Below are 20,627 nucleotides of genomic sequence, written 5' to 3'. Positions count from 1 at the left end.
TTCTCCTCCCTCTCCCGGTGGGAGAGGGAGGGCATTAGCCCGCACGTTACTTCACCCTTTTTCCTTTCAGTAACTTCCGTACCCACAAACGGTTGGGATTGAGCCCCGCAAGCGTAACGCTGTCCAGCGGAACGGGCTCATCACTCATCTGTGCCGCCAGCACTTCGGCCAGCAACGGCGCTGAGCACAATCCCCGTGAACCGAGCCCCCCGAGCATAAACAGCTGCGGATAAACTGGCGCACTCACCGCGGTATCACGGTTTTCAGCAAGATCCTGATAGGCCTCAAGCGTTGCTTCATAGTCAGGCACATTTCCCGCCATCGGCAGATGGTCCCGGGTGGCACAGCGTACGCCACAGCGCGCGTCACCGGCGCTGATATCAACCTCTTTTGCCCAGTCGGCCTGCGGGAAGCAGTTGAGCAGGCGCTGGCGATTTTGCTGCTGATCGTCTTCGCTGTAGCGCATGTCGGTCTCACCGCGATGGTAGCTGGCACCAATGCAGTGGTGGCCGTTGGACGGATTTTGTGGCGTCAGATAGCCGTCGTAGCAGAGTACCTGCTGCAGTTTTTCCAGCGCTGGCGAGGTGGGGATATGGCTGACCTGGCCGCCGACAGGGTAAAGCGGCAGCTTTTCCGTCTGGTTGAACTGGCTGATAGGGTGACCGTTGGCCAGCACTACGCAGGTATGCTGCGCCTCTTCGCCCGTGGTGAAATGCAGGTTCCAGTGCTCCGTGTGGTGAAGTGAGGCGACCTGGCGGGAATAGTGCACCGTCAACCCGCGCGACTGCGCCAGCGCAATGGCTGCCGTCGTCAGATCTGCCGGACACAGCCAGCCACCGAGCGGATAGTGGATACCGTCGCAGCCCGTATCGACGCCCGCGGTTTCGGTTATCTGCTGCGCATTCACCGCCCGGGCAATTTCGAGCGGCAGACCCAGCGACAACATGTGCGCGATTTTTTGCTGGCTCTTCTCATCCCAGCCCAGTTGCGTAACGCCACACCAGTCGTGGTCAAACGCCACAGGCAGGGCATCATACAGGCGCCGGGCAAAGGTAAAGGCTACCGGGAAAAACTGGCTCAGCGCCGGATCGTGAGCGCTTAACAGTGGGTAGAGCGCCCCCTGGCGGTTGCCGGAAGCGCCCTTTGCCGGCGCGTCGTCGGCGCAGTAGAGCGTTACCTGCCAGCCACGGTGTAAAAGCGCGAGCGAAAGCAGGGCGCTGGCAATCCCGCCGCCGACAATTGCTACCTCTCGTGATGTGCTGGCGCTGCGTGAAAACCAGGGCGTCTGAGCGGGGATCTCCAGCGTCTGATCCATTCTTCCGACCAGCATGTCGCGCTTGCGACCAAAACCTTTGGTCTTTTGCATGGTAAAGCCGGCCTCCTGCAATCCGCGGCGGACAAAGCCTGCCGAGGTGAAGGTCGCGAGCGTTGCGCCAGGACGCGCCAGGCGTGCCATTGCGTTAAACAGATGCTGGCTCCACATGTCCGGATTCTTGGCGGGGGCAAAACCATCAAGGAACCATGCGTCCACTTTCTGATTCATTGAATCATCAAGCTTATCGGTCAGTTCATTGATGTCGCCGAGCCACAGATCCAGCGTGACGCGCCCGCCGTCCAGCAGCAGACGATGACAGCCGCCGAGGTGCGGCGGCCACTGCGCCTGAAGCTGCTCCGCCCATGGCGCAAGTTCCGGCCAGTGCTGATGGGCGAGACGAAGGTCATGCGCGGTGAGCGGAAATTTTTCAAAACTGATGAAATGTAATCTTTGCAGTGTAGCGTCAGAGTGAGCAGCGTGAAACTGATCGAACATCTGCCAGAGGGTGAGAAAATTCAGACCGGTACCAAACCCGCTCTCAGCGACCACGAACAGACTGCGCGGATGCGTGGGGAAACGGGCGTTTAACTGGTTTCCGTCGAGGAAAACATAGCGGGTTTCTTCCAGTCCGTTATCATTAGAAAAGTAGACGTCATCAAAATCTCGGGAAACAGGTGTACCCTCAGCGTTGAATTCGAGGTTGGCGGGTTGTATAGCGTTTTGTTTCACGTAAGTTACTCGTCTGACAGGCAGTGACACGATCTTAACGATGTGCGTCCATCGGTGCAAATTTCCGCAGAAAATGTCTGATCGGACTTGTTCGGCGTACAAGTGTACGCTATTGTGCGACTCGAAACTTAATATAGTGCGACTTACAGAGGTATTGAATGAAACGTGCAGTGATTACTGGCCTGGGCATCGTTTCCAGCATCGGTAATAACCAGCAGGAAGTCCTGGCATCTCTGCGTGAAGGACGCTCCGGGATCACTTTCTCTGAAGAGTTTAAAGATTCAGGTATGCGTAGCCACGTATGGGGTAACGTCAAACTGGACACCACCGGTTTGATTGACCGTAAAGTGGTTCGTTTCATGAACGATGCCTCTATTTATGCTTATCTCTCCATGCAGGAAGCGATTGCGGATGCGGGTCTGAGCGCGGAAGTTTACCAGAACAACCCACGCGTAGGTCTGATCGCCGGTTCCGGTGGCTCATCTAAAGCGCAGGTCTTTGGTGCCGACGCAATGCGTAGCCCACGTGGTCTGAAAGCGGTAGGTCCTTATGTTGTGACTAAAGCCATGGGTTCAGCGGTTTCCGCTTGCCTGGCGACCCCGTTCAAAATCCACGGCGTTAACTACTCCATCAGCTCTGCCTGTGCGACCTCCGCACACTGCATCGGTAATGCGGTTGAGCAGATCCAGCTGGGTAAACAGGACATCGTGTTTGCTGGCGGCGGCGAAGAACTGGGTTGGGAAATGGCCTGTGAATTCGACGCAATGGGGGCACTGTCCACCAAATATAACGAAACTCCAGATAAAGCATCCCGTACCTATGATGCGCACCGTGACGGTTTCGTTATCGCAGGCGGCGGCGGTATGGTTGTGGTTGAAGAGCTGGAGCACGCGCTGGCGCGTGGTGCGCACATCTACGCTGAGATCGTGGGCTACGGTGCAACGTCTGACGGCGCTGACATGGTGGCTCCATCCGGTGAAGGCGCAGTGCGCTGCATGAAGATGGCGATGCACGGCGTTGACACACCAATCGACTACCTGAACTCCCACGGTACCTCTACTCCGGTAGGCGACGTGAAAGAGCTGGGTGCGATCCGTGAAGTGTTCGGCGACAACAGCCCGGCTATCTCCGCGACCAAAGCCATGACCGGTCACTCTCTGGGTGCTGCTGGCGTTCAGGAAGCGATCTACTCTCTGCTGATGCTGGAAAATGGCTTTATCGCCCCAAGCATCAACATTGACGAGATGGACGAGCAGGCCGCAGGTCTGAACATCGTGACCCAGCCAAAAGAAGCGACACTGACTACCGTCATGTCCAACAGCTTCGGTTTTGGCGGTACTAACGCCACGCTGGTGATGCGTAAGTACAACGCATAAGTTCTGACTGATTCAAAAGGGGAGCCTGACGGCTCCTTTTTTTATGCATTGACAAGCGGCTGATCTCGCAGGCAAACTTCCTACCTCAACATTATCCTCACGATAATGCGTAAGCGTTCAACGTCAACCAACGCACCTAAATCCTGGTTATCAGGAAGAGGGGGCGTGGTTTTTCCCCGCCTTACTCTTCATTTCGGAGTAAAGCATGACTGCAGTCACTCAAACAGAAACAACCTCTTCAGCGAACGTCTCGCTGTTTCGCATCGCGTTTGCGGTGTTCCTGACCTATATGACCGTCGGCCTGCCGCTGCCGGTGATCCCGCTGTTTGTTCATCAGGAGCTGGGCTATGGCAACACCATGGTCGGCGTCGCCGTGGGTATTCAGTTCCTGGCTACGGTATTAACCCGCGGTTACGCCGGACGTCTGGCGGATCAGCACGGGGCAAAACGCTCGGCGTTACAGGGCATGTTTGCCTGTGGTCTGGCGGGAGGTGCATGGCTGCTGGCCGCTCTCCTGCCAGTTGATGCTGCGTATAAATTTGCGCTGCTGATCGTGGGGCGTTTAATCCTGGGCTTTGGTGAAAGCCAGCTCCTGACCGGTACGCTGACATGGGGTATGGGACTGGTGGGGCCTGCACGCTCCGGCAAAGTCATGTCCTGGAATGGTATGGCCATTTATGGCGCGCTTGCCGCAGGCGCCCCGCTCGGGTTGCTTATCCACAGCCACTTTGGCTTTGCCGCGCTGGCAGCGACTACCCTGATGCTGCCTCTGCTGGCATGGGCATTCAACGGTCCGGTACGTAAAGTCCCTGCCCATAAAGGGGAGCGCCCGTCTTTGTGGAGCGTGGTGGGCCAAATCTGGCAGCCGGGCCTTGGCCTGGCCCTGCAGGGCGTCGGTTTTGCGGTAATCGGTACGTTCGTCTCGCTCTACTTTATGAGCCGCGGCTGGGCGATGGCAGGTTTTACGCTGACCGCCTTTGGTGGCGCATTTGTCTTAATGCGCGTGCTGTTCGGCTGGATGCCGGATCGTTTTGGTGGCATGAAGGTTGCAGTGGCATCACTGGTGATTGAAACCCTGGGTTTGCTATTACTGTGGAGTGCACCCGTTGCGTCCGTAGCGTTGTTAGGCGCGGCGTTGACCGGCTGCGGATGTTCGCTTATTTTCCCGGCGCTGGGTGTGGAGGTGGTAAAACGTGTCGCCCCGCAGGTGCGTGGCACGGCGCTTGGCGGCTATGCGGCGTTTCAGGATATCTCATACGGGGTAACCGGGCCGCTGGCAGGTCTGTTAGCGACGTCGTTCGGGTATCCGTCTGTTTTCCTGGCGGGCGCGGTTGCAGCGGTTGTGGGCATTGTGGTGACGCTGGTGGCTTTTCGGCAGTCTTAGCTAGTTAAGTGCCGGGGCGACATGCCTTCCCCGGTGTGCTGTCGGCCCGGCAGGCGTAGCGCCACCGGGCGAAACCGTTATGCGACCAGCCAGAAAATCGCCAGTGCAATCATTAACGCAATAAACATCAACCCTGGACGGGCAGAGAGGGTTCTGAACGTTTCCACCACCGGCGCAAACAGCGGATTGTAGATTGGCTGAATGTTTCGTGCTTCCGGCACGCCCCCTTCGCGTTCGGCGCGGCGAACGAAAATCTGATTGAGCACATCCTGCACCTGCGCGGTGGTCAGTACCGTTTGCGGTGTGGCCTGCCAGGTTTGCTGGGCGTAATCACGAATGGCGTCAAATTCGTTCGGCTCCAGCGGCTGCTTAAGTGCCGCCTGAACCGTGTGCAGGGTTGGAGCGGTCTGGGTGCTGAGCGTCTGACGCGCCTGTAGCCAGGTCACCAGATGCGTAAACTGTTTCGCCGGGATCAGCTCGCCCGCTTTTACGCCGGAGAGTTCCAGCATTGATTGCCAGATAAGCTTCGTTGGTTCGCCGGTGGCGGCGGCCAGCTTGGTCACCATCTGCTTGAGCGTGTTGTGCTCGGCAGGCAGCAGCGGACGCTCGGTCGCAGGGCGTTGCTGAGGCTGTGGAATTGACAGCTGATTGGTTTGCAGCAGCGTCAGTACGGTTTTGAGCTGTTCCGGGGTCAGCTGGCTCAGGGCGGTCTGACCAAACTGCTGGCGAATAAAATCACTCACCGCCTGGCGGTTATTTCCCTGGCCCAACAGCTCGGTCAGCTGCGAGACAATCTGGCGCGTGCTGTGATTCTGCTGTGCAGTATCAATCCGCTGGTTCAGGTTTTGCTCGGCAGCAGGGAAATGGCGCGACTGCAAAGGTGCGTCGTTCCTGACACCTAAATCGTGCTTTACCCCAGCCCAGACTTCCGCGTTTTGCTGCGACGTCAGCGCGATCAGACGCGTGATCAGTCGCTCCAGCACGGTGCGCTGTTGTGTGGATAGCGGTTGTTCGCCTGCAACGTTTGGCGTGACAGGGCCTTCACCCGGAGGGCGCGGCGGCGTACCTGAAATGGGCTGCATCGTCAAAAATCCTTAAAGTCAAAACTCAGCGTAAACCTGGCAGACGTATATGCCTGGCGGCCAGATTATGGCACACTTGACGGGTTTTCTTCCTCTCAAACAGGTACTCAGACGTGAAAATCCTCGTTGATGAAAATATGCCTTATGCCCGCGAGCTCTTTAGCCGCCTCGGCAACGTTAAGGCTGTCCCGGGTCGGCCGATCCCGGTAAACGAGCTGGATGATGCAGACGCGCTGATGGTGCGCTCGGTAACCAAAGTAAATGAGGCGTTGCTCTCCGGCAAAGCGGTGAAATTTGTCGGGACCGCAACGGCAGGGACGGATCATGTGGATGATAAATGGCTTAAGCAGGCGGGGATCGGTTTTTCAGCCGCGCCGGGCTGCAACGCCATTGCGGTCGTGGAATATGTCTTCTCCTCCCTGCTGATGCTGGCAGAGCGCGACGGTTTTGCGTTGCAGGACCGTACCGTCGGGATTGTTGGTGTGGGCAACGTGGGCGGGCGCCTGCATAAACGTCTTGAGGCGTTAGGCATTCGCACCCTGCTGTGCGATCCGCCGCGTAAAGACAACGGTGATGAAGGCGACTTCCGTTCGCTGGATGAACTGGTTGCACAGTGCGATGTGATCACTTTCCATACGCCACTGTTTAAAGAGGGGCCTTATAAGTCGCTGCACCTTGCTGACGAAGCCCTGATCCGTCGTCTGAAGCCTGGCACTATTCTGATAAATGCCTGCCGGGGCCCGGTGGTCGATAACCTTGCGTTGCTGAAATGTCTGGACGAGGGGCAAGCGCTTAGCGTGGTGCTGGACGTCTGGGAGCCGGAGCCTGAGCTTAACGTTGCGCTGCTTAACAAGGTGGACGTCGCAACGGCGCATATAGCCGGTTATACCCTTGAAGGAAAAGCCCGCGGCACGACGCAGGTCTTTGAGGCCTATAGCGCCTTTATCGGCCATCCACAGCAGGTGGCGCTGGATACCTTACTGCCTGCGCCTGAATTTGGCCGCATTACCCTGCACGGGCCACTCGATCAGGCAACGCTGAAACGACTGGTCCATTTGGTGTATGATGTGCGCCGCGATGACGCGCTGCTGCGTAAAGTGGCGGGTATTCCGGGTGAGTTTGATAAGCTGCGCAAGAACTATGTTGAGCGCCGCGAGTGGTCTTCCCTGTATGTGATTTGCGACGACGCAACGGCTGCGACGCAGCTGCATAAACTGGGTTTTAACGCCGTTCATCACCCGGCACATTAATGTCTTCTTAATGCTCCCTGTTGGATACTCCGACAGGGACGCTTTTTTATTTCTGGAGTAAACCACCATGTCTGAAGGCTGGAACATTGCCATTTTAGGTGCCACGGGTGCCGTGGGTGAAGCCCTGCTCGAAACCCTTGCTGAGCGTCAGTTCCCGGTGGGTGATATCTATGCGCTGGCGCGTACAGATAGCGCGGGTGAACATCTGCGTTTTGGCGGTAAATCTGTCATGGTTCAGGATGCGGCCGGGTTCGACTGGACTCAGGCGCAGCTGGCGTTTTTTGCAGCCGGTGCTGAGGCTACGGCGTCTTACATTGAAGAGGCCACCAACTCGGGTTGTCTGGTGATTGACTTAAGCGGCCTGTTCGCGCTTGAGCCGGATGTGCCGCTGGTGGTGCCGGATGTGAACCCGTTTGTGCTGGCAGACTACCGTAACCGCAACGTTATCGCCGTACCGAACAGCCTGACCAGTCAGCTGCTTACCGCGCTGAAACCGCTGATCGATGAAGGCGGCCTGTCGCGTATCTTCGTCACCAGCCTGCTGTCTGCGTCTGCCAACGGCAAGCAAGCGGTTAACGCGCTAGCCGGGCAGAGCGCGAAATTGCTGAGCGGCGTTCCGATTGATGAAGACGACTATTTTGGTCGCCAGCTGGCGTTTAACATGCTGCCACTGCTGCCGGATCGCGAAGGCAGCGTGCGCGAAGAACGCCGTATTGTCGATGAAGTCCGTAAAATTCTGCAGGATGACGGCCTGATGATCTCTGCCAGCTGCGTGCAGTCTCCTGTCTTCTACGGCCACGCGCAGATGGTTGGTTTTGAAGCGCTGCGCCCGCTCGCCGCAGAAGAAGCGCGTGACGCGTTTGGTCGCGGTGAGGATATCGCCCTCTCCGAAGAGAGTGAGTTCCCGACGCAGGTTGGTGATGCGACCGGTAGCGCACATCTGTCTGTTGGCTGCGTGCGTAACGATTACGGAATGCCTGAGCAGATCCAGTTCTGGTCAGTTGCCGATAACGTTCGCTTTGGCGGTGCGCTGATGGCGGTGAAAATTGCGGAGAAACTCGTGCAGGAGTACCTGTACTGATGTCAGAAGTGGATCACAAGCCCGTTCATAAAATTGCCCTCGGTATTGAGTACGATGGCAGTAAGTATTATGGCTGGCAGCGTCAAAATGAGGTGCGCAGCGTCCAGGAAAAACTGGAAAAAGCGCTCTCACAGGTGGCGAACGAACCGATAAGCGTTTTCTGTGCCGGGCGTACGGATGCCGGCGTTCACGGCACGGGGCAGGTGGTTCATTTTGAAACCACCGCTGTGCGAAAGGACGCTGCATGGACGCTGGGGGTGAATGCGAATTTACCTGGAGACATTGCGGTTCGTTGGGTTAAAGATGTTCCCGAAGATTTTCATGCGCGTTTCAGCGCCACCGCGCGCCGTTACCGCTATGTCATCTACAATCAGCGTCTACGTCCGGCGGTGTTAAGCCAGGGCGTGACGCATTTTTATGAACCGCTTGATGCTGAACGTATGCATCGTGCGGCGCAGTGTCTGATTGGTGAAAATGACTTTACCTCGTTCCGTGCGGTGCAGTGCCAGTCCCGTACGCCGTGGCGTAATGTCATGCACATAAACGTCAGCCGTTATGGCGCGTATGTGGTGGTGGATATCAAAGCCAATGCCTTTGTACATCATATGGTGCGGAACATTGTGGGCAGCCTGATGGAAGTGGGTGCCGGACACCAGCCGGAGAGCTGGATTGCAGAACTGCTGGCAGCGAAGGACAGAACGCTTGCGGCAGCCACGGCGAAAGCGGAAGGGCTGTATCTGGTCTCGGTAGACTATCCGGATCGGTTTGACCTGCCGAAACCGCCAATGGGCCCGCTGTTTTTAGCGGACTAATCAAAGGTGCAATTAAGGCTTAGACAAAATGGACGTAATACGTTTTTTGATTGATTTCATCCTGCATATTGATGTTCACCTGGCGGAGCTGGTCGCGCAGTACGGCGTCTGGGTTTACGCTATTCTGTTCCTCATTCTGTTCTGTGAAACCGGTCTGGTTGTCACCCCGTTCCTGCCGGGGGATTCACTGCTGTTCGTGGCCGGCGCGTTATCCGCGTTACCGACTAACGATTTGAATGTGCATCTGATGGTTGTGTTGATGGTTATCGCCGCGATTATTGGTGATGCGGTGAACTACACGATTGGGCGGGTGTTTGGTGAGCGGCTTTTCAGCAATCCGGACTCGAAAATTTTCCGTCGCAGCTATCTCGATAAAACCCATGCGTTCTATGAACGCCATGGCGGCAAAACCATTATCCTTGCCCGTTTTGTGCCTATTGTGCGTACATTTGCACCGTTTGTGGCGGGAATGGGGCATATGTCCTATCGTCACTTTGCGGCATATAACGTTGTTGGCGCGCTGCTGTGGGTGTTGCTGTTTACCTATGCCGGCTACCTGTTTGGCGATCTCCCGGTGGTCCAGGAAAACCTTAAGTTACTGATTGTAGCGATTATTGTGCTTTCGGTACTGCCTGGGGTTATTGAGATTATTCGTCACCGACGTGCGGCAGCAAAGCAAGCGAAGTAAATGCATACTGGCGGTTCGACCACTTTTTTATCCAAAGTTTCGGGCTGTTATGTTTTAATGTGCAACATTCATGGTCTGTTGGAGGCAAAAATGGCATTATTCGCCTCTTATAGCAAAACTGGCATACGACCAGGTTCAGGCAGAAAGGTTATCAATGAGCTGGATTGAACGAATTAAAAGCAACATAACCCCGACTCGTAAAGCGAGCATTCCTGAAGGGGTATGGACGAAGTGTGATAGCTGCGGCCAGGTTCTGTACCGCGCAGAGCTGGAACGCAATCTTGAGGTGTGTCCGAAATGTGACCACCACATGCGTATGACGGCGCGTAATCGCCTGCATAGCCTGCTGGACGAAGGTTCTCTGGTAGAACTGGGTAGCGAGCTTGAGCCAAAAGACGTGCTGAAGTTCCGTGATTCCAAAAAATACAAAGACCGTCTGGCCTCTGCACAGAAAGAGACCGGCGAGAAAGACGCGCTGATCGTCATGAAAGGCACCCTGCACACGATGCCGGTGGTGGCTGCCGCGTTTGAGTTTTCCTTTATGGGTGGCTCAATGGGCTCTGTCGTGGGTGCGCGCTTCGTGCGTGCCGTTGAGCAGGCGCTGGAAGACAACTGCCCGCTGATCTGCTTCTCCGCCTCCGGTGGTGCACGTATGCAGGAAGCGCTGATGTCGCTGATGCAGATGGCGAAAACCTCTGCTGCGCTGGCGAAAATGCAGGAGCGCGGTTTGCCGTACATCTCCGTGCTGACCGACCCGACGATGGGTGGCGTTTCCGCAAGCTTTGCCATGCTGGGCGATCTGAACATCGCTGAGCCGAAAGCGCTGATCGGTTTTGCGGGTCCACGCGTTATCGAACAGACCGTACGTGAAAAACTGCCGCCGGGTTTCCAGCGCAGTGAGTTCCTCATCGAGAAAGGCGCTATCGACATGATCGTCCGCCGTCCGGAGATGCGCCTGAAACTGGCAAGTATCCTGGCGAAGCTGATGAATCTGCCAGCGCCGAACCCGGACGAGCCGCGCGAAGGCGTGGTGGTACCGGATCAGGAACCCGAGGCCTGATAACTGAAAAGGGCAGGGCCGGATGGCGCTGCCCTTTTGCTTTCTCAACTGTTAATGACCGGGCATCATGGAAAATAAAAGCATTCCCCAAGCCACGTCGCCCCTGGCCGCGTGGCTTTCTTATCTGGAAAACCTGCACAGTAAAACCATCGATATGGGGCTTGAGCGCGTAAGCCAGGTTGCCGCGCGTCTCGACGTACTGAAACCAGCGCCGTTTGTGTTCACCGTTGCCGGAACGAACGGTAAAGGCACGACGTGCCGCACGCTGGAATCTGTCCTGATGGCAGCAGGCTATAAGGTTGGCGTTTACAGCTCTCCACACCTCGTGCGGTATACCGAGCGGGTGCGTGTGCAAAATCGCGAGCTGCCGGAATCAGCGCATACCGCCTCTTTCGCGGAAATTGAAGCTGCGCGCGGTGAAATTTCATTAACCTATTTTGAATACGGCACCCTGTCGGCACTGTGGTTGTTTAAGCAGGCGCAACTGGACGTGGTGATTCTGGAAGTCGGCCTCGGCGGGCGTCTTGATGCCACCAACATGGTGAATGCGGATGTGGCCGTCGTGACCAGCATTGCGCTGGATCATACCGACTGGCTGGGGCCGGATCGCGAAAGCATTGGTCGCGAGAAAGCCGGGATTTTCCGGGCGAATAAACCTGCCGTGGTCGGCGAGCCGGATATGCCGCACACCATTGCAGAGGTGGCGAATGAGACGGGTGCGCGTCTGCTGCGCCGTGGCGTAGAGTGGCAGTATGAGGTTCAGGCAGACGGCTGGCGCTTTAGCGATGCGCAGGGCGCACTGGACAACCTGCCATTGCCGCAGGTGCCGCAGCCTAACGCGGCAACCGCGCTGGCGGCACTGCGCGCAAGCGGTCTGGCGGTGAGCGAGCAGGCGATTCGCGAGGGCATTGAGCGGGCGATTCTGCCCGGGCGTTTCCAGATTGTCAGCGAGTCACCGCGCCTGATCCTCGATGTGGCGCACAACCCGCATGCCGCGGCGTATCTCGCGGGACGTCTCAAATCGTTACCAAAAACCGGGCGCGTGCTGGCGGTTATCGGTATGCTTCATGATAAAGATATTGGCGGTACGCTGGCCTGCATGGAGAGTGTGGTCGATAGCTGGTATTGTGCTCCTCTGGAGGGGCCACGCGGGGCGACCGCTGAGCAGTTGATGGAACATCTCGGCAAAGGCGCAATCTATAATAGCGTGGCTCAGGCCTGGCATGCCGCGATGGCGGATGCTAAACCAGAAGATACCGTGCTGGTGTGTGGTTCGTTCCACACGGTGGCACATGTCATGGAAGTGATGGACGCGGGGAGAACCGGTGGCGAGTAAGTTTCAGAACCGTTTAGCAGGAACAATAGTGCTGGTGGCGCTGGGAGTCATTATTCTCCCGGGCCTGCTCGACGGGCAGAAAAAGCACTATCAGGATGAGTTTGCAGCCATTCCTCTGGTACCGAAACCGGGCGATCGCGACGAGCCGGATATGCTGCCTGCGGCGACACAGGCCCTTCCTGCTCAGCCGCCGGAAGGCGCAGCGGAAGAGGTTCGCGCGGGCGATGCGGCTGCGCCGTCTCTTGATCCGTCTCGTCTGGCGGCGAGCAACACCAACGATATCGATCCGGTACCGGTTCCGGTCGTGCAGCCTAAACCGGCTGAGAAACCGAAGCCGGTCGAAAAAACGCAGCCGAAACCGCAGCGTGATAAAACGAGCGAACAGCTTGCCGCAGCGACTGAGACACCGCCTCCGGCGAAACCGGCTCAGCAGGAAGCCGCACCGACGGGCAAAGCCTACGTCGTGCAGCTGGGTGCGCTGAAAAATGCCGATAAGGTCAATGAGGTGGTGGGTAAACTGCGCAGTGCGGGATATCGTGTTTACACTTCACCTTCCACGCCGGTACAGGGTAAAATTACCCGTATTCTCGTGGGGCCAGAAGCGTCCAAAGATAAGCTTAAAGGATCGCTGGGTGAGCTGAAGCAGATCTCCGGCCTGAGCGGTGTGGTGATGAGCTACAGCGCGAACTAACCCCTCCCTCACCCTTATCCTTTCTATGAGGAGAGGGTGGGGGGAAGAGTGACGGCAGACGTCCACAGAGACGTAAAAAGCCACGGCGTTGAACATTTTTTCAGCGCCTTTTTTATTTACGCGCGGGAAGGAAATCCCTACGCAAACGTTTTCTTTTTCTGTTAGAATTCGCCCCGAACTGGATGACAGGGCGTTAAATCGTGGGACACATATGGTCTGGATTGATTACGCCATCATTGCGGTGATTGGTTTTTCCTGTCTGGTTAGCCTGATCCGTGGCTTTGTTCGTGAAGCGTTATCGCTGGTAACCTGGGGTTGTGCTTTCTTTGTTGCCAGTCATTACTACACTTACCTGTCTGTCTGGTTCACGGGCTTTGAAGATGAACTGGTCCGAAATGGAATCGCTATCGCGGTGCTGTTTATCGCGACGCTGATTGTCGGCGCTATCGTAAATTACGTGATAGGTCAGCTGGTCGAGAAAACCGGTCTGTCAGGAACAGACAGGGTACTCGGGATCTGTTTCGGCGCACTACGAGGCGTGCTGATTGTGGCCGCGATCCTGTTCTTCCTGGATACCTTTACCGGGTTCTCCAAAAGTGAAGACTGGCAAAAATCGCAGCTCATTCCAGAGTTCAGTTTCATCATCAGATGGTTCTTTGACTATCTGCAAAGCTCGTCGAGTTTCTTGCCCAGAGCGTAATGCGCTCTGAGATGTGGCTTAACGAGGAAAAGACGAATGTGCGGTATTGTCGGTATCGCCGGTTTCATGCCGGTAAACCAGTCGATTTATGACGCGTTAACGGTGCTTCAGCACCGTGGGCAGGATGCTGCGGGTATCATCACCATTGATGCAAACAACTGCTTCCGTTTACGTAAGGCGAATGGTCTGGTAAATGATGTGTTTGAAGCCCGCCATATGCAGCGTCTGCAAGGTAATATGGGGATCGGTCACGTTCGTTATCCTACTGCTGGCAGTTCCAGCGCCTCTGAGGCTCAGCCTTTCTACGTCAACTCACCGTATGGCATCACGCTTGCCCACAATGGCAACCTGACCAACGCGCACGAGCTGCGTAAGAAGTTGTTCGAAGAGAAACGTCGCCACATTAACACCACCTCTGATTCTGAAATTCTGCTCAATATCTTTGCCAGCGAGCTGGATAACTTCCGTCACTACCCGCTGGAAGCAGACAACATTTTTGCCGCCGTTGCCGCGACTAACCGCCAGATCCGTGGTGCGTATGCCTGCGTGGCGATGATTATCGGCCACGGGATGGTTGCCTTCCGCGATCCAAACGGCATCCGCCCGCTGGTGCTCGGTAAGCGCGATCTCGGTGATGGTCGTACCGAATACATGGTTGCCTCTGAAAGCGTGGCGCTGGATACCCTGGGCTTCGAGTTCCTGCGTGATGTTGCGCCTGGCGAAGCGGTCTATATCACTGAGAAGGGCCAGCTGTTCACCCGCCAGTGTGCTGACAACCCGGTGAGCAATCCGTGCCTGTTTGAATATGTTTACTTCGCCCGTCCGGACTCGTTTATCGACAAGATTTCCGTCTACAGCGCGCGCGTGAACATGGGGACAAAACTTGGCGAGAAGATTGCCCGCGAATGGGACGATCTGGATATCGACGTCGTTATTCCTATTCCGGAAACGTCCTGCGATATCGCTCTGGAAATCGCCCGCATTCTGGACAAGCCATACCGTCAGGGGTTTGTGAAAAACCGCTACGTTGGTCGTACCTTTATCATGCCGGGTCAGCAGCTGCGCCGTAAGTCCGTGCGTCGTAAACTGAACGCAAACCGCGCTGAGTTCCGCGACAAAAACGTCCTGCTGGTGGATGACTCCATCGTTCGCGGCACCACCTCAGAACAGATTATTGAGATGGCGCGCGAAGCGGGTGCGAAGAAAGTGTATCTGGCCTCAGCCGCACCGGAAATTCGTTTCCCGAACGTGTACGGCATCGATATGCCAACCGCCAATGAGCTGATCGCTCACGGTCGTGAAGTGGACGAAATTCGTCAGATCATCGGTGCCGACGGCCTGATTTTCCAGGATCTGAACGATCTTATCGACGCAGTACGCGCTGAGAACCCGGATATTCAGCAGTTCGAATGCTCCGTGTTTAATGGCGTTTACGTGACGAAAGACGTTGACCAGCAGTACCTCGACTACCTTGATTCGCTGCGCAACGACGATGCGAAAGCCGTCCAGCTGCAAAACGATCTCGAAAGTTTAGAGATGCACAACGAAGGTTGATGTCTGTGCAAGTGAGGGCATTTGCCCTCACTTGCAACTCCCCGCAAAATCCTGCACAGTCTGCCCTGAAATCAGTTAGGGCGAAAATCATGAAACGACTCATTGTTGGGCTCAGTGGTGCCAGTGGCGCGATTTACGGCGTACGTCTGTTACAGGTGCTGCGCGACGTGGCAGAAGTGGAAACGCATCTGGTCATGAGCCAGGCGGCACGTCAGACCCTCTCTCTTGAAACCGACCTCTCACTGCGTGATGTCCAGGCGCTGGCGGATGTGGTTCACGATGCCCGCGATATCGCCGCCAGCATCTCCTCTGGCTCGTTTAAAACGGCGGGCATGGTTATCCTGCCTTGTTCCATTAAAACGCTCTCTGGCATTGTAAACAGCTATACCGACACGCTGGTGACCCGCGCCGCGGACGTGGTGCTGAAGGAGCGCCGTCCTCTGGTTCTCTGCGTGCGGGAAACGCCGCTGCACCTGGGACATCTGCGTTTAATGACTCAGGCTGCTGAACTCGGCGCGGTGATCATGCCACCGGTACCGGCGTTCTATCACCGACCCGTTTCACTGGATGATGTGATTAATCAGACGGTTAACCGCGTTCTCGATCAGTTTGATATCGACCTGCCTGAAGACCTTTTCACCCGCTGGCAGGGTGCCTGAATCTGTGCACCCACAGCGTGCATGAAAAGATAACGTGCCCTGTTTCAGGGCAATTATGCAACGGCGATCATATCCTCGACATTTAATTCGCTTTTTCCCTTTTTCTCTTTCCGGTTCGTTCGGCAGACCTGCTATCTTTCACCATTAAGGCAATATCGCAACGTTTTATTAACATATTTAACGTCGAACTTTTCACCAGACGGCAATGTGGCATAAGACCTGCAAGAGAAGCCTGCAACACAACACACAACACAATACATAATAAAATCACGGTACTTGAGGGTAAATGTATGAAGAAGACGGTTCTGGCTCTGTCTTTGCTGGTGGGGTTAAGTGCGGCAGCAGGTAGCTACGCAGCGCTTCCACAGACAGTTCGTATCGGTACAGACGCAACCTACGCGCCATTCTCTTCCAAGGATGCGAAAGGCGATTTCGTTGGGTTTGATATCGATCTGGGAAATGAAATGTGCAAACGCATTGCGGTGAAATGCACATGGGTGGGCAGCGACTTTGATGCGTTAATCCCGTCGCTGAAAGCCAAGAAAATCGACGCCATTATCTCTTCTCTCTCTATCACCGAAAAACGTCAGCAGGAGATTGCCTTCTCTGACAAGCTTTACGCTGCAGATTCACGTCTGATTGCCGCTAAAGGCTCCCCGATTCAACCCACCATCGACTCGCTGAAAGGCAAGCATGTCGGCGTGCTTCAGGGCTCAACGCAGGAAGGGTTTGCCAATGCGAACTGGCGTGAAAAGGGCGTCGATGTGGTGGCGTACCAGAACCAGGATCTGATCTACTCTGACCTGGCGGCAGGCCGTCTGGATGCGGCATTCCAGGATGAAGTCGCCGCGAGCGAAGGCTTCCTGAAACAGCCAGCGGGCAAAGAGTACGCTTTTGCTGGCCCGTCCGTGAAAGACAAAAAGTACTTTGGTGACGGTACGGGTATCGGCCTGCGTAAGGACGATACCGAGCTGAAAGCCGCCTTCGACAAAGCGTTTGCTGAGCTGCGTAAAGACGGTACCTACGACAAACTGGCGAAGAAATACTTCGACTTCAACGTCTACGGTGACTAATACCTGACGACAATGCACTGCTGAGGTGCATTGTCGGGCGGGATGATCCAACATGGTGCAATTAATGCACTGTATTGGATCGCTGTGTGCATACTTACGCATTTATAATGCAAAAAATCCCGGCTCAAAGGCATTATTCTTTGCCTGACGGAGGGGATTGATGGCACATTAGCACCACCCCGTCGTCGTAAAAATCCCGTATGTAGACAGTTTGTTGAGGACAGATATGAAAAAACTAGTATTGTCACTTTCTCTGGTGCTGGCCTTTTCCAGCGCCACCGCGGCATTCGCAGCAATTCCGCAGAAAATTCGAATCGGTACCGATCCTACCTATGCACCGTTCGAATCGAAGAATTCTAAAGGTGAATTGGTTGGTTTTGACATCGATCTGGCCAACGAACTGTGCAAACGCATCAAAGCGCAGTGTACCTACGTTGAGAACCCACTGGACGCGCTGATCCCGTCGCTGAAAGCGAAAAAAATCGACGTGATTATGTCCTCGCTCTCCATCACTGAAAAACGCCAGCAGGAGATTGCTTTCACGGACAAACTCTACGCGGCAGATTCACGTCTGGTTGTCGCCAAATCTTCCGACATTCAGCCCACTCTCGAGTCGCTGAAAGGCAAACGCGTGGGCGTGCTGCAGGGGACCACTCAGGAAACCTACGGTAACGAACACTGGGCGCCGAAAGGGATTGAAATCGTCTCTTATCAGGGCCAGGAAAATATCTACGCTGACCTGACGGCAGGTCGCATTGACGCAGCGTTCCAGGATGAAGTCGCGGCGAGCGAAGGCTTCCTGAAGCAGCCGGTCGGCAAAGACTATAAGTTTGGCGGTCCATCCATCAAGGATGTGAAGTTGTTTGGTGTAGGCACCGGTATGGGCCTGCGCAAGGAAGACAACGAACTGCGTGAAGCGCTGAACAAAGCGTTTGCCGAAATGCGCGCTGACGGCACGTACGAGAAAATTGCGAAAAAATACTTCGATTTCAATGTTTACGGCGGCTAATCGCCCCGTCAAATAACGTGCAGCCCCTCCCACTGTGGGAGGGGAAAAGACACGGTTCCACCACTCACGATACGACAGGGCTCGCGGTATGCTGTACGGATTTTCTGGCGTTATTTTACAGGGCGCGCTTGTCACCCTTGAGCTGGCTCTCAGCTCCGTGGTGCTGGCGGTGCTGATAGGTCTGGCGGGCGCAGGGGCGAAGCTTTCGGCTAACAAGCCGCTGGCGCTGATTTTTGAAGGCTATACGACGCTGATTCGCGGTGTTCCCGATCTGGTGCTGATGCTTCTGATCTTTTACGGTCTGCAGATTGCGCTTAACAGCGTGACGGACGCAATGGGTATGGGACAAATCGATATCGACCCGATGGTGGCCGGTATTATTACGCTCGGTTTTATCTACGGGGCCTACTTCACCGAAACCTTCCGCGGCGCGTATATGGCTGTGCCGAAAGGCCACATTGAAGCGGCAACCGCATTCGGTTTCACCTCCTCACAGACGTTTCGTCGAATCATGTTCCCGGCCATGATGCGCTATGCGCTTCCAGGTATCGGTAACAACTGGCAGGTTATTCTTAAGGCAACCGCGCTGGTCTCTCTGCTTGGCCTGGAAGATGTGGTGAAAGCGACCCAGCTTGCCGGCAAAAGCACCTGGGAGCCGTTCTACTTTGCGGTGGTATGTGGCGTAATCTATCTGGTCTTTACGACCGCCTCCAATGGTGTGCTGCTTTTGCTCGAACGTCGCTACTCCGTGGGTGTGAAGAGGGCTGATCTGTGATTGAGATTATTCAGGAATACTGGAAATCGCTGCTGTGGACAGATGGCTATCGCTTCACCGGCGTTGCCATTACGCTCTGGCTTCTGATCTCCTCCGTGGTGATGGGCGGCATTCTGGCGGTATTTCTTGCCATTGGTCGTGTGTCGAACAATAAATTTATCCAGTTCCCAATCTGGCTGTTTACCTATGTGTTTCGCGGTACGCCGCTGTACGTGCAACTGCTGGTGTTCTATTCGGGGATGTACACGCTTGAGATCGTAAAAGGCACTGAAATGCTCAATGCGTTCTTCCGCAGCGGTCTGAACTGTACGGTGCTGGCATTGACGCTCAATACCTGCGCCTATACCACCGAGATTTTCGCAGGGGCGATTCGCTCTGTCCCGTACGGTGAAATTGAAGCGGCGCGTGCGTACGGCTTCTCCTCCGTGAAGCTTTACCGTTGCATCATTCTGCCGTCGGCGCTGCGTATTGCGTTACCGGCGTACAGTAACGAAGTGATTCTGATGCTGCACTCCACGGCGCTGGCCTTTACCGCCACGGTGCCGGACTTACTGAAGATTGCCCGGGATATTAACTCGGCAACCTATCAGCCGTTTACCGCATTCGGTATTGCGGCAGTGCTTTATTTGATAATTTCATACGTCCTGATTAGCCTGTTCCGTAAGGCAGAAAAACGCTGGTTGCAGCATATAAAACCTTCTTCGACGCACTGAGAATGATGATGGCTGAGAACAAATTAAACGTTATTGATCTGCACAAACGCTACGGCGAACATGAAGTGCTGAAAGGGGTGTCGCTGCAGGCAAACGCGGGCGATGTCATCAGTATTATCGGCTCATCCGGCTCCGGTAAAAGTACTTTCCTGCGCTGCATTAACTTCCTCGAAAAACCGAGCGAAGGCTCAATTGTGGTGAGCGGGCAGAACATCAATCTGGTGCGTGACAAAGACGGCCAGCTGAAGGTGGCGGATAAAAATCAGCTGCGTCTGTTGCGTACGCGCCTGACGATGGTTTTCCAGCACTTTAATCTCTGGAGCCATATGACGGTGCTGGAGAACGTAATGGAAGCGCCAATCCAGGTGCTGGGTCTCAGCAAACAGGACGCCCGCGACCGTGCGGTGAAATACCTGGCGAAAGTGGGTATTGATGAGCGCCAGCAGATGAAGTATCCGGTACATCTGTCCGGCGGGCAGCAGCAACGTGTATCCATTGCCCGCGCGCTGGCGATGGAGCCGGAAGTCTTACTGTTCGACGAACCGACCTCCGCGCTGGACCCGGAACTCGTTGGCGAAGTGCTGCGCATCATGCAGAAGCTGGCCGAAGAGGGCAAAACGATGGTGGTGGTGACGCACGAGATGGGCTTTGCCCGGAACGTCTCTAACCACGTCATCTTCCTGCATCAGGGTAAAATCGAAGAGCAGGGGCATCCCGATGAGGTGTTAGCGAACCCGCAAAGCCCGCGTCTGCAGCAGTTCCTGAAGGGGTCTTTGAAGTAGGTTTTGCCTTTCCCCTCTCCCTGTGGGAGAGGGCCGGAGTGTGGGCATCAGACCGCACCACACTCCAGTCGATACACCCAGTCGTCATACCGCACACCGTTAATCTCATACGCTTTTTCCAGCACCTGCGTGCGCACAAAACCCGCTTTCTCCAGTACCCGGACTGACCCGCCGTTGTCTGCCAGCACATATGCGTTAATCGCCTTTACACCCGTCTGGTTAAATGCGTAGTCACACACCGCGCGCAGTGCCTCACTGGCGATGCCCTGGCCCTGCGCGGCAGGCACGACCGTATAGCCGATATCCGCCTCTTCACGATTTTCAGCGCTGATTTGCAGGCCGATATCGCCCAGCGGGGTCTCTTCATCGCGTAAGCGGATAACGAACACATGCGCTGCCGTCAGACGTGCGGCAAACAGGCGTCGGGTCTCTTTTTCCGGGGCGATAGCGGCCATATACTGCATGATGGCGCGATCCTCGCGCAGGGCACGGAAAAAAGGCCAGTCAGTGGGTTCGAAGGGCGTGAGATGGAGCCGGGGAGTGGTAATGGTTGCCATA

The 20,627-nt window shown here is 55.6% G+C and carries 20 protein-coding genes; 17 read left to right on the top strand and 3 right to left on the bottom strand.

The window, feature by feature from the left end; genetic code table 11:
- Window positions 1-46: 46 nt before the first annotated feature.
- Window positions 47-2,044 (bottom strand): bifunctional tRNA (5-methylaminomethyl-2-thiouridine)(34)-methyltransferase MnmD/FAD-dependent 5-carboxymethylaminomethyl-2-thiouridine(34) oxidoreductase MnmC, encoded by a 1,998-nt coding sequence (gene mnmC, locus AM379_RS01095; RefSeq protein ID WP_032678621.1) that lies wholly within the window; start codon window positions 2,042-2,044, stop codon window positions 47-49.
- A 158-nt stretch (window positions 2,045-2,202) separates the two neighbouring features.
- On the opposite strand from mnmC, the gene fabB reads away from it, so the two are divergent.
- Both fabB and AM379_RS01085 read left to right on the top strand, forming a co-directional pair.
- Window positions 2,203-3,420: a beta-ketoacyl-ACP synthase I gene (gene fabB, locus AM379_RS01090; RefSeq protein ID WP_014171039.1), complete on the top strand. Its 1,218-nt coding sequence runs from the start codon at window positions 2,203-2,205 to the stop codon at window positions 3,418-3,420.
- Window positions 3,421-3,625: 205 nt separating this feature from the next.
- Window positions 3,626-4,804, top strand: a complete 1,179-nt coding sequence (locus AM379_RS01085; protein WP_032678620.1) for an MFS transporter — start codon at window positions 3,626-3,628, stop codon at window positions 4,802-4,804.
- Window positions 4,805-4,881: 77 nt separating this feature from the next.
- Here the strand turns inward: AM379_RS01085 and flk are convergent, their stop codons facing one another.
- Window positions 4,882-5,886: a flagella biosynthesis regulator Flk gene (gene flk / locus AM379_RS01080; RefSeq protein WP_025203569.1), complete on the bottom strand. Its 1,005-nt coding sequence runs from the start codon at window positions 5,884-5,886 to the stop codon at window positions 4,882-4,884.
- Between the two features lie 113 nt (window positions 5,887-5,999).
- Between flk and pdxB the strand changes: the two genes are divergently transcribed.
- From pdxB to hisP, 15 genes are all read left to right on the top strand, one after another.
- Window positions 6,000-7,136: a 4-phosphoerythronate dehydrogenase PdxB gene (gene pdxB, locus AM379_RS01075; protein WP_025203570.1), complete on the top strand. Its 1,137-nt coding sequence runs from the start codon at window positions 6,000-6,002 to the stop codon at window positions 7,134-7,136.
- Window positions 7,137-7,203: 67 nt separating this feature from the next.
- Window positions 7,204-8,217: an aspartate-semialdehyde dehydrogenase gene (locus AM379_RS01070; RefSeq protein WP_014171035.1), complete on the top strand. Its 1,014-nt coding sequence runs from the start codon at window positions 7,204-7,206 to the stop codon at window positions 8,215-8,217.
- Window positions 8,217-9,029 (top strand): tRNA pseudouridine(38-40) synthase TruA, encoded by an 813-nt coding sequence (gene truA / locus AM379_RS01065; protein ID WP_032678619.1) that lies wholly within the window; start codon window positions 8,217-8,219, stop codon window positions 9,027-9,029. Before AM379_RS01070 ends, truA begins: the two co-directional genes overlap by 1 nt.
- A 28-nt stretch (window positions 9,030-9,057) precedes the next feature.
- Window positions 9,058-9,717 carry a DedA family protein gene (locus tag AM379_RS01060; protein WP_020883122.1) on the top strand — a complete coding sequence of 220 codons (660 nt, stop codon included), beginning with the start codon at window positions 9,058-9,060 and terminating at the stop codon, window positions 9,715-9,717.
- A gap of 154 nt (window positions 9,718-9,871) precedes the next feature.
- Complete coding sequence (gene accD / locus AM379_RS01055) at window positions 9,872-10,777, top strand: acetyl-CoA carboxylase, carboxyltransferase subunit beta (protein ID WP_020883123.1); 906 nt, start codon at window positions 9,872-9,874, stop codon at window positions 10,775-10,777.
- 67 nt (window positions 10,778-10,844) lie between these two features.
- Window positions 10,845-12,113, top strand: a complete 1,269-nt coding sequence (gene folC / locus AM379_RS01050) for a bifunctional tetrahydrofolate synthase/dihydrofolate synthase (RefSeq protein WP_032678618.1) — start codon at window positions 10,845-10,847, stop codon at window positions 12,111-12,113.
- On the top strand, window positions 12,103-12,804 hold the full coding sequence (gene dedD / locus AM379_RS01045; RefSeq protein WP_014171030.1) for a cell division protein DedD: 702 nt from the start codon (window positions 12,103-12,105) through the stop codon (window positions 12,802-12,804). The genes folC and dedD overlap by 11 nt, the downstream gene beginning before the upstream one ends.
- Window positions 12,805-13,015: 211 nt before the next feature.
- Window positions 13,016-13,504: a colicin V production protein gene (cvpA, locus tag AM379_RS01040; RefSeq protein WP_000262116.1), complete on the top strand. Its 489-nt coding sequence runs from the start codon at window positions 13,016-13,018 to the stop codon at window positions 13,502-13,504.
- 36 nt (window positions 13,505-13,540) lie between these two features.
- Entirely contained in the window at window positions 13,541-15,058 is a 1,518-nt protein-coding gene (gene purF, locus AM379_RS01035) for an amidophosphoribosyltransferase (protein ID WP_014171028.1), read from the top strand.
- Window positions 15,059-15,147: 89 nt separating this feature from the next.
- Window positions 15,148-15,717 carry a UbiX family flavin prenyltransferase gene (locus tag AM379_RS01030; protein ID WP_014171027.1) on the top strand — a complete coding sequence of 190 codons (570 nt, stop codon included), beginning with the start codon at window positions 15,148-15,150 and terminating at the stop codon, window positions 15,715-15,717.
- Window positions 15,718-16,007: 290 nt separating this feature from the next.
- Window positions 16,008-16,790: a lysine/arginine/ornithine ABC transporter substrate-binding protein ArgT gene (gene argT / locus AM379_RS01025; protein ID WP_014171026.1), complete on the top strand. Its 783-nt coding sequence runs from the start codon at window positions 16,008-16,010 to the stop codon at window positions 16,788-16,790.
- Between the two features lie 226 nt (window positions 16,791-17,016).
- Window positions 17,017-17,799 (top strand): histidine ABC transporter substrate-binding protein HisJ, encoded by a 783-nt coding sequence (gene hisJ / locus AM379_RS01020; protein WP_020883126.1) that lies wholly within the window; start codon window positions 17,017-17,019, stop codon window positions 17,797-17,799.
- A gap of 88 nt (window positions 17,800-17,887) precedes the next feature.
- Entirely contained in the window at window positions 17,888-18,574 is a 687-nt protein-coding gene (locus tag AM379_RS01015) for a histidine ABC transporter permease HisQ (RefSeq protein WP_020883127.1), read from the top strand.
- The gene (locus AM379_RS01010; protein WP_008502590.1) at window positions 18,571-19,287 is read left to right on the top strand and encodes an ABC transporter permease; all 717 of its coding nucleotides are present in this window, start codon (window positions 18,571-18,573) and stop codon (window positions 19,285-19,287) included. Before AM379_RS01015 ends, AM379_RS01010 begins: the two co-directional genes overlap by 4 nt.
- Before the next feature lie 8 nt (window positions 19,288-19,295).
- Entirely contained in the window at window positions 19,296-20,069 is a 774-nt protein-coding gene (hisP, locus tag AM379_RS01005) for a histidine ABC transporter ATP-binding protein HisP (protein WP_020883129.1), read from the top strand.
- Between the two features lie 47 nt (window positions 20,070-20,116).
- On the opposite strand, the gene AM379_RS01000 is transcribed toward hisP, so the two are convergent.
- Window positions 20,117-20,626, bottom strand: coding sequence for a GNAT family N-acetyltransferase (locus AM379_RS01000; protein WP_032678617.1), 510 nt, complete (start codon window positions 20,624-20,626; stop codon window positions 20,117-20,119).
- Window position 20,627 lies beyond the last annotated feature (1 nt).

The sequence above is a fragment of the Enterobacter cloacae complex sp. FDA-CDC-AR_0132 genome, from assembly GCF_003010695.1.
Classification (GTDB): domain Bacteria; phylum Pseudomonadota; class Gammaproteobacteria; order Enterobacterales; family Enterobacteriaceae; genus Enterobacter; species Enterobacter ludwigii.
This window is presented reverse-complemented; position numbering and strand designations above follow the sequence as displayed.

What these genes read in the sequence shown, in the direction of transcription:
- AM379_RS01015 (WP_020883127.1), top strand. Translation starts at nt 17,888, where the DNA reads ATGCTGTACGGATTTTCTGGCGTTATTTTACAGGGCGCGCTTGTCACC.
- AM379_RS01070 (WP_014171035.1), top strand. Translation starts at nt 7,204, where the DNA reads ATGTCTGAAGGCTGGAACATTGCCATTTTAGGTGCCACGGGTGCCGTG.
- AM379_RS01000 (WP_032678617.1), bottom strand. Translation starts at nt 20,626, where the DNA reads ATGGCAACCATTACCACTCCCCGGCTCCATCTCACGCCCTTCGAACCC.
- cvpA (WP_000262116.1), top strand. Translation starts at nt 13,016, where the DNA reads ATGGTCTGGATTGATTACGCCATCATTGCGGTGATTGGTTTTTCCTGT.
- accD (WP_020883123.1), top strand. Translation starts at nt 9,872, where the DNA reads ATGAGCTGGATTGAACGAATTAAAAGCAACATAACCCCGACTCGTAAA.
- hisJ (WP_020883126.1), top strand. Translation starts at nt 17,017, where the DNA reads ATGAAAAAACTAGTATTGTCACTTTCTCTGGTGCTGGCCTTTTCCAGC.
- flk (WP_025203569.1), bottom strand. Translation starts at nt 5,886, where the DNA reads ATGCAGCCCATTTCAGGTACGCCGCCGCGCCCTCCGGGTGAAGGCCCT.
- AM379_RS01085 (WP_032678620.1), top strand. Translation starts at nt 3,626, where the DNA reads ATGACTGCAGTCACTCAAACAGAAACAACCTCTTCAGCGAACGTCTCG.
- purF (WP_014171028.1), top strand. Translation starts at nt 13,541, where the DNA reads ATGTGCGGTATTGTCGGTATCGCCGGTTTCATGCCGGTAAACCAGTCG.
- argT (WP_014171026.1), top strand. Translation starts at nt 16,008, where the DNA reads ATGAAGAAGACGGTTCTGGCTCTGTCTTTGCTGGTGGGGTTAAGTGCG.
- AM379_RS01030 (WP_014171027.1), top strand. Translation starts at nt 15,148, where the DNA reads ATGAAACGACTCATTGTTGGGCTCAGTGGTGCCAGTGGCGCGATTTAC.
- folC (WP_032678618.1), top strand. Translation starts at nt 10,845, where the DNA reads ATGGAAAATAAAAGCATTCCCCAAGCCACGTCGCCCCTGGCCGCGTGG.
- AM379_RS01060 (WP_020883122.1), top strand. Translation starts at nt 9,058, where the DNA reads ATGGACGTAATACGTTTTTTGATTGATTTCATCCTGCATATTGATGTT.
- hisP (WP_020883129.1), top strand. Translation starts at nt 19,296, where the DNA reads ATGGCTGAGAACAAATTAAACGTTATTGATCTGCACAAACGCTACGGC.
- fabB (WP_014171039.1), top strand. Translation starts at nt 2,203, where the DNA reads ATGAAACGTGCAGTGATTACTGGCCTGGGCATCGTTTCCAGCATCGGT.
- truA (WP_032678619.1), top strand. Translation starts at nt 8,217, where the DNA reads ATGTCAGAAGTGGATCACAAGCCCGTTCATAAAATTGCCCTCGGTATT.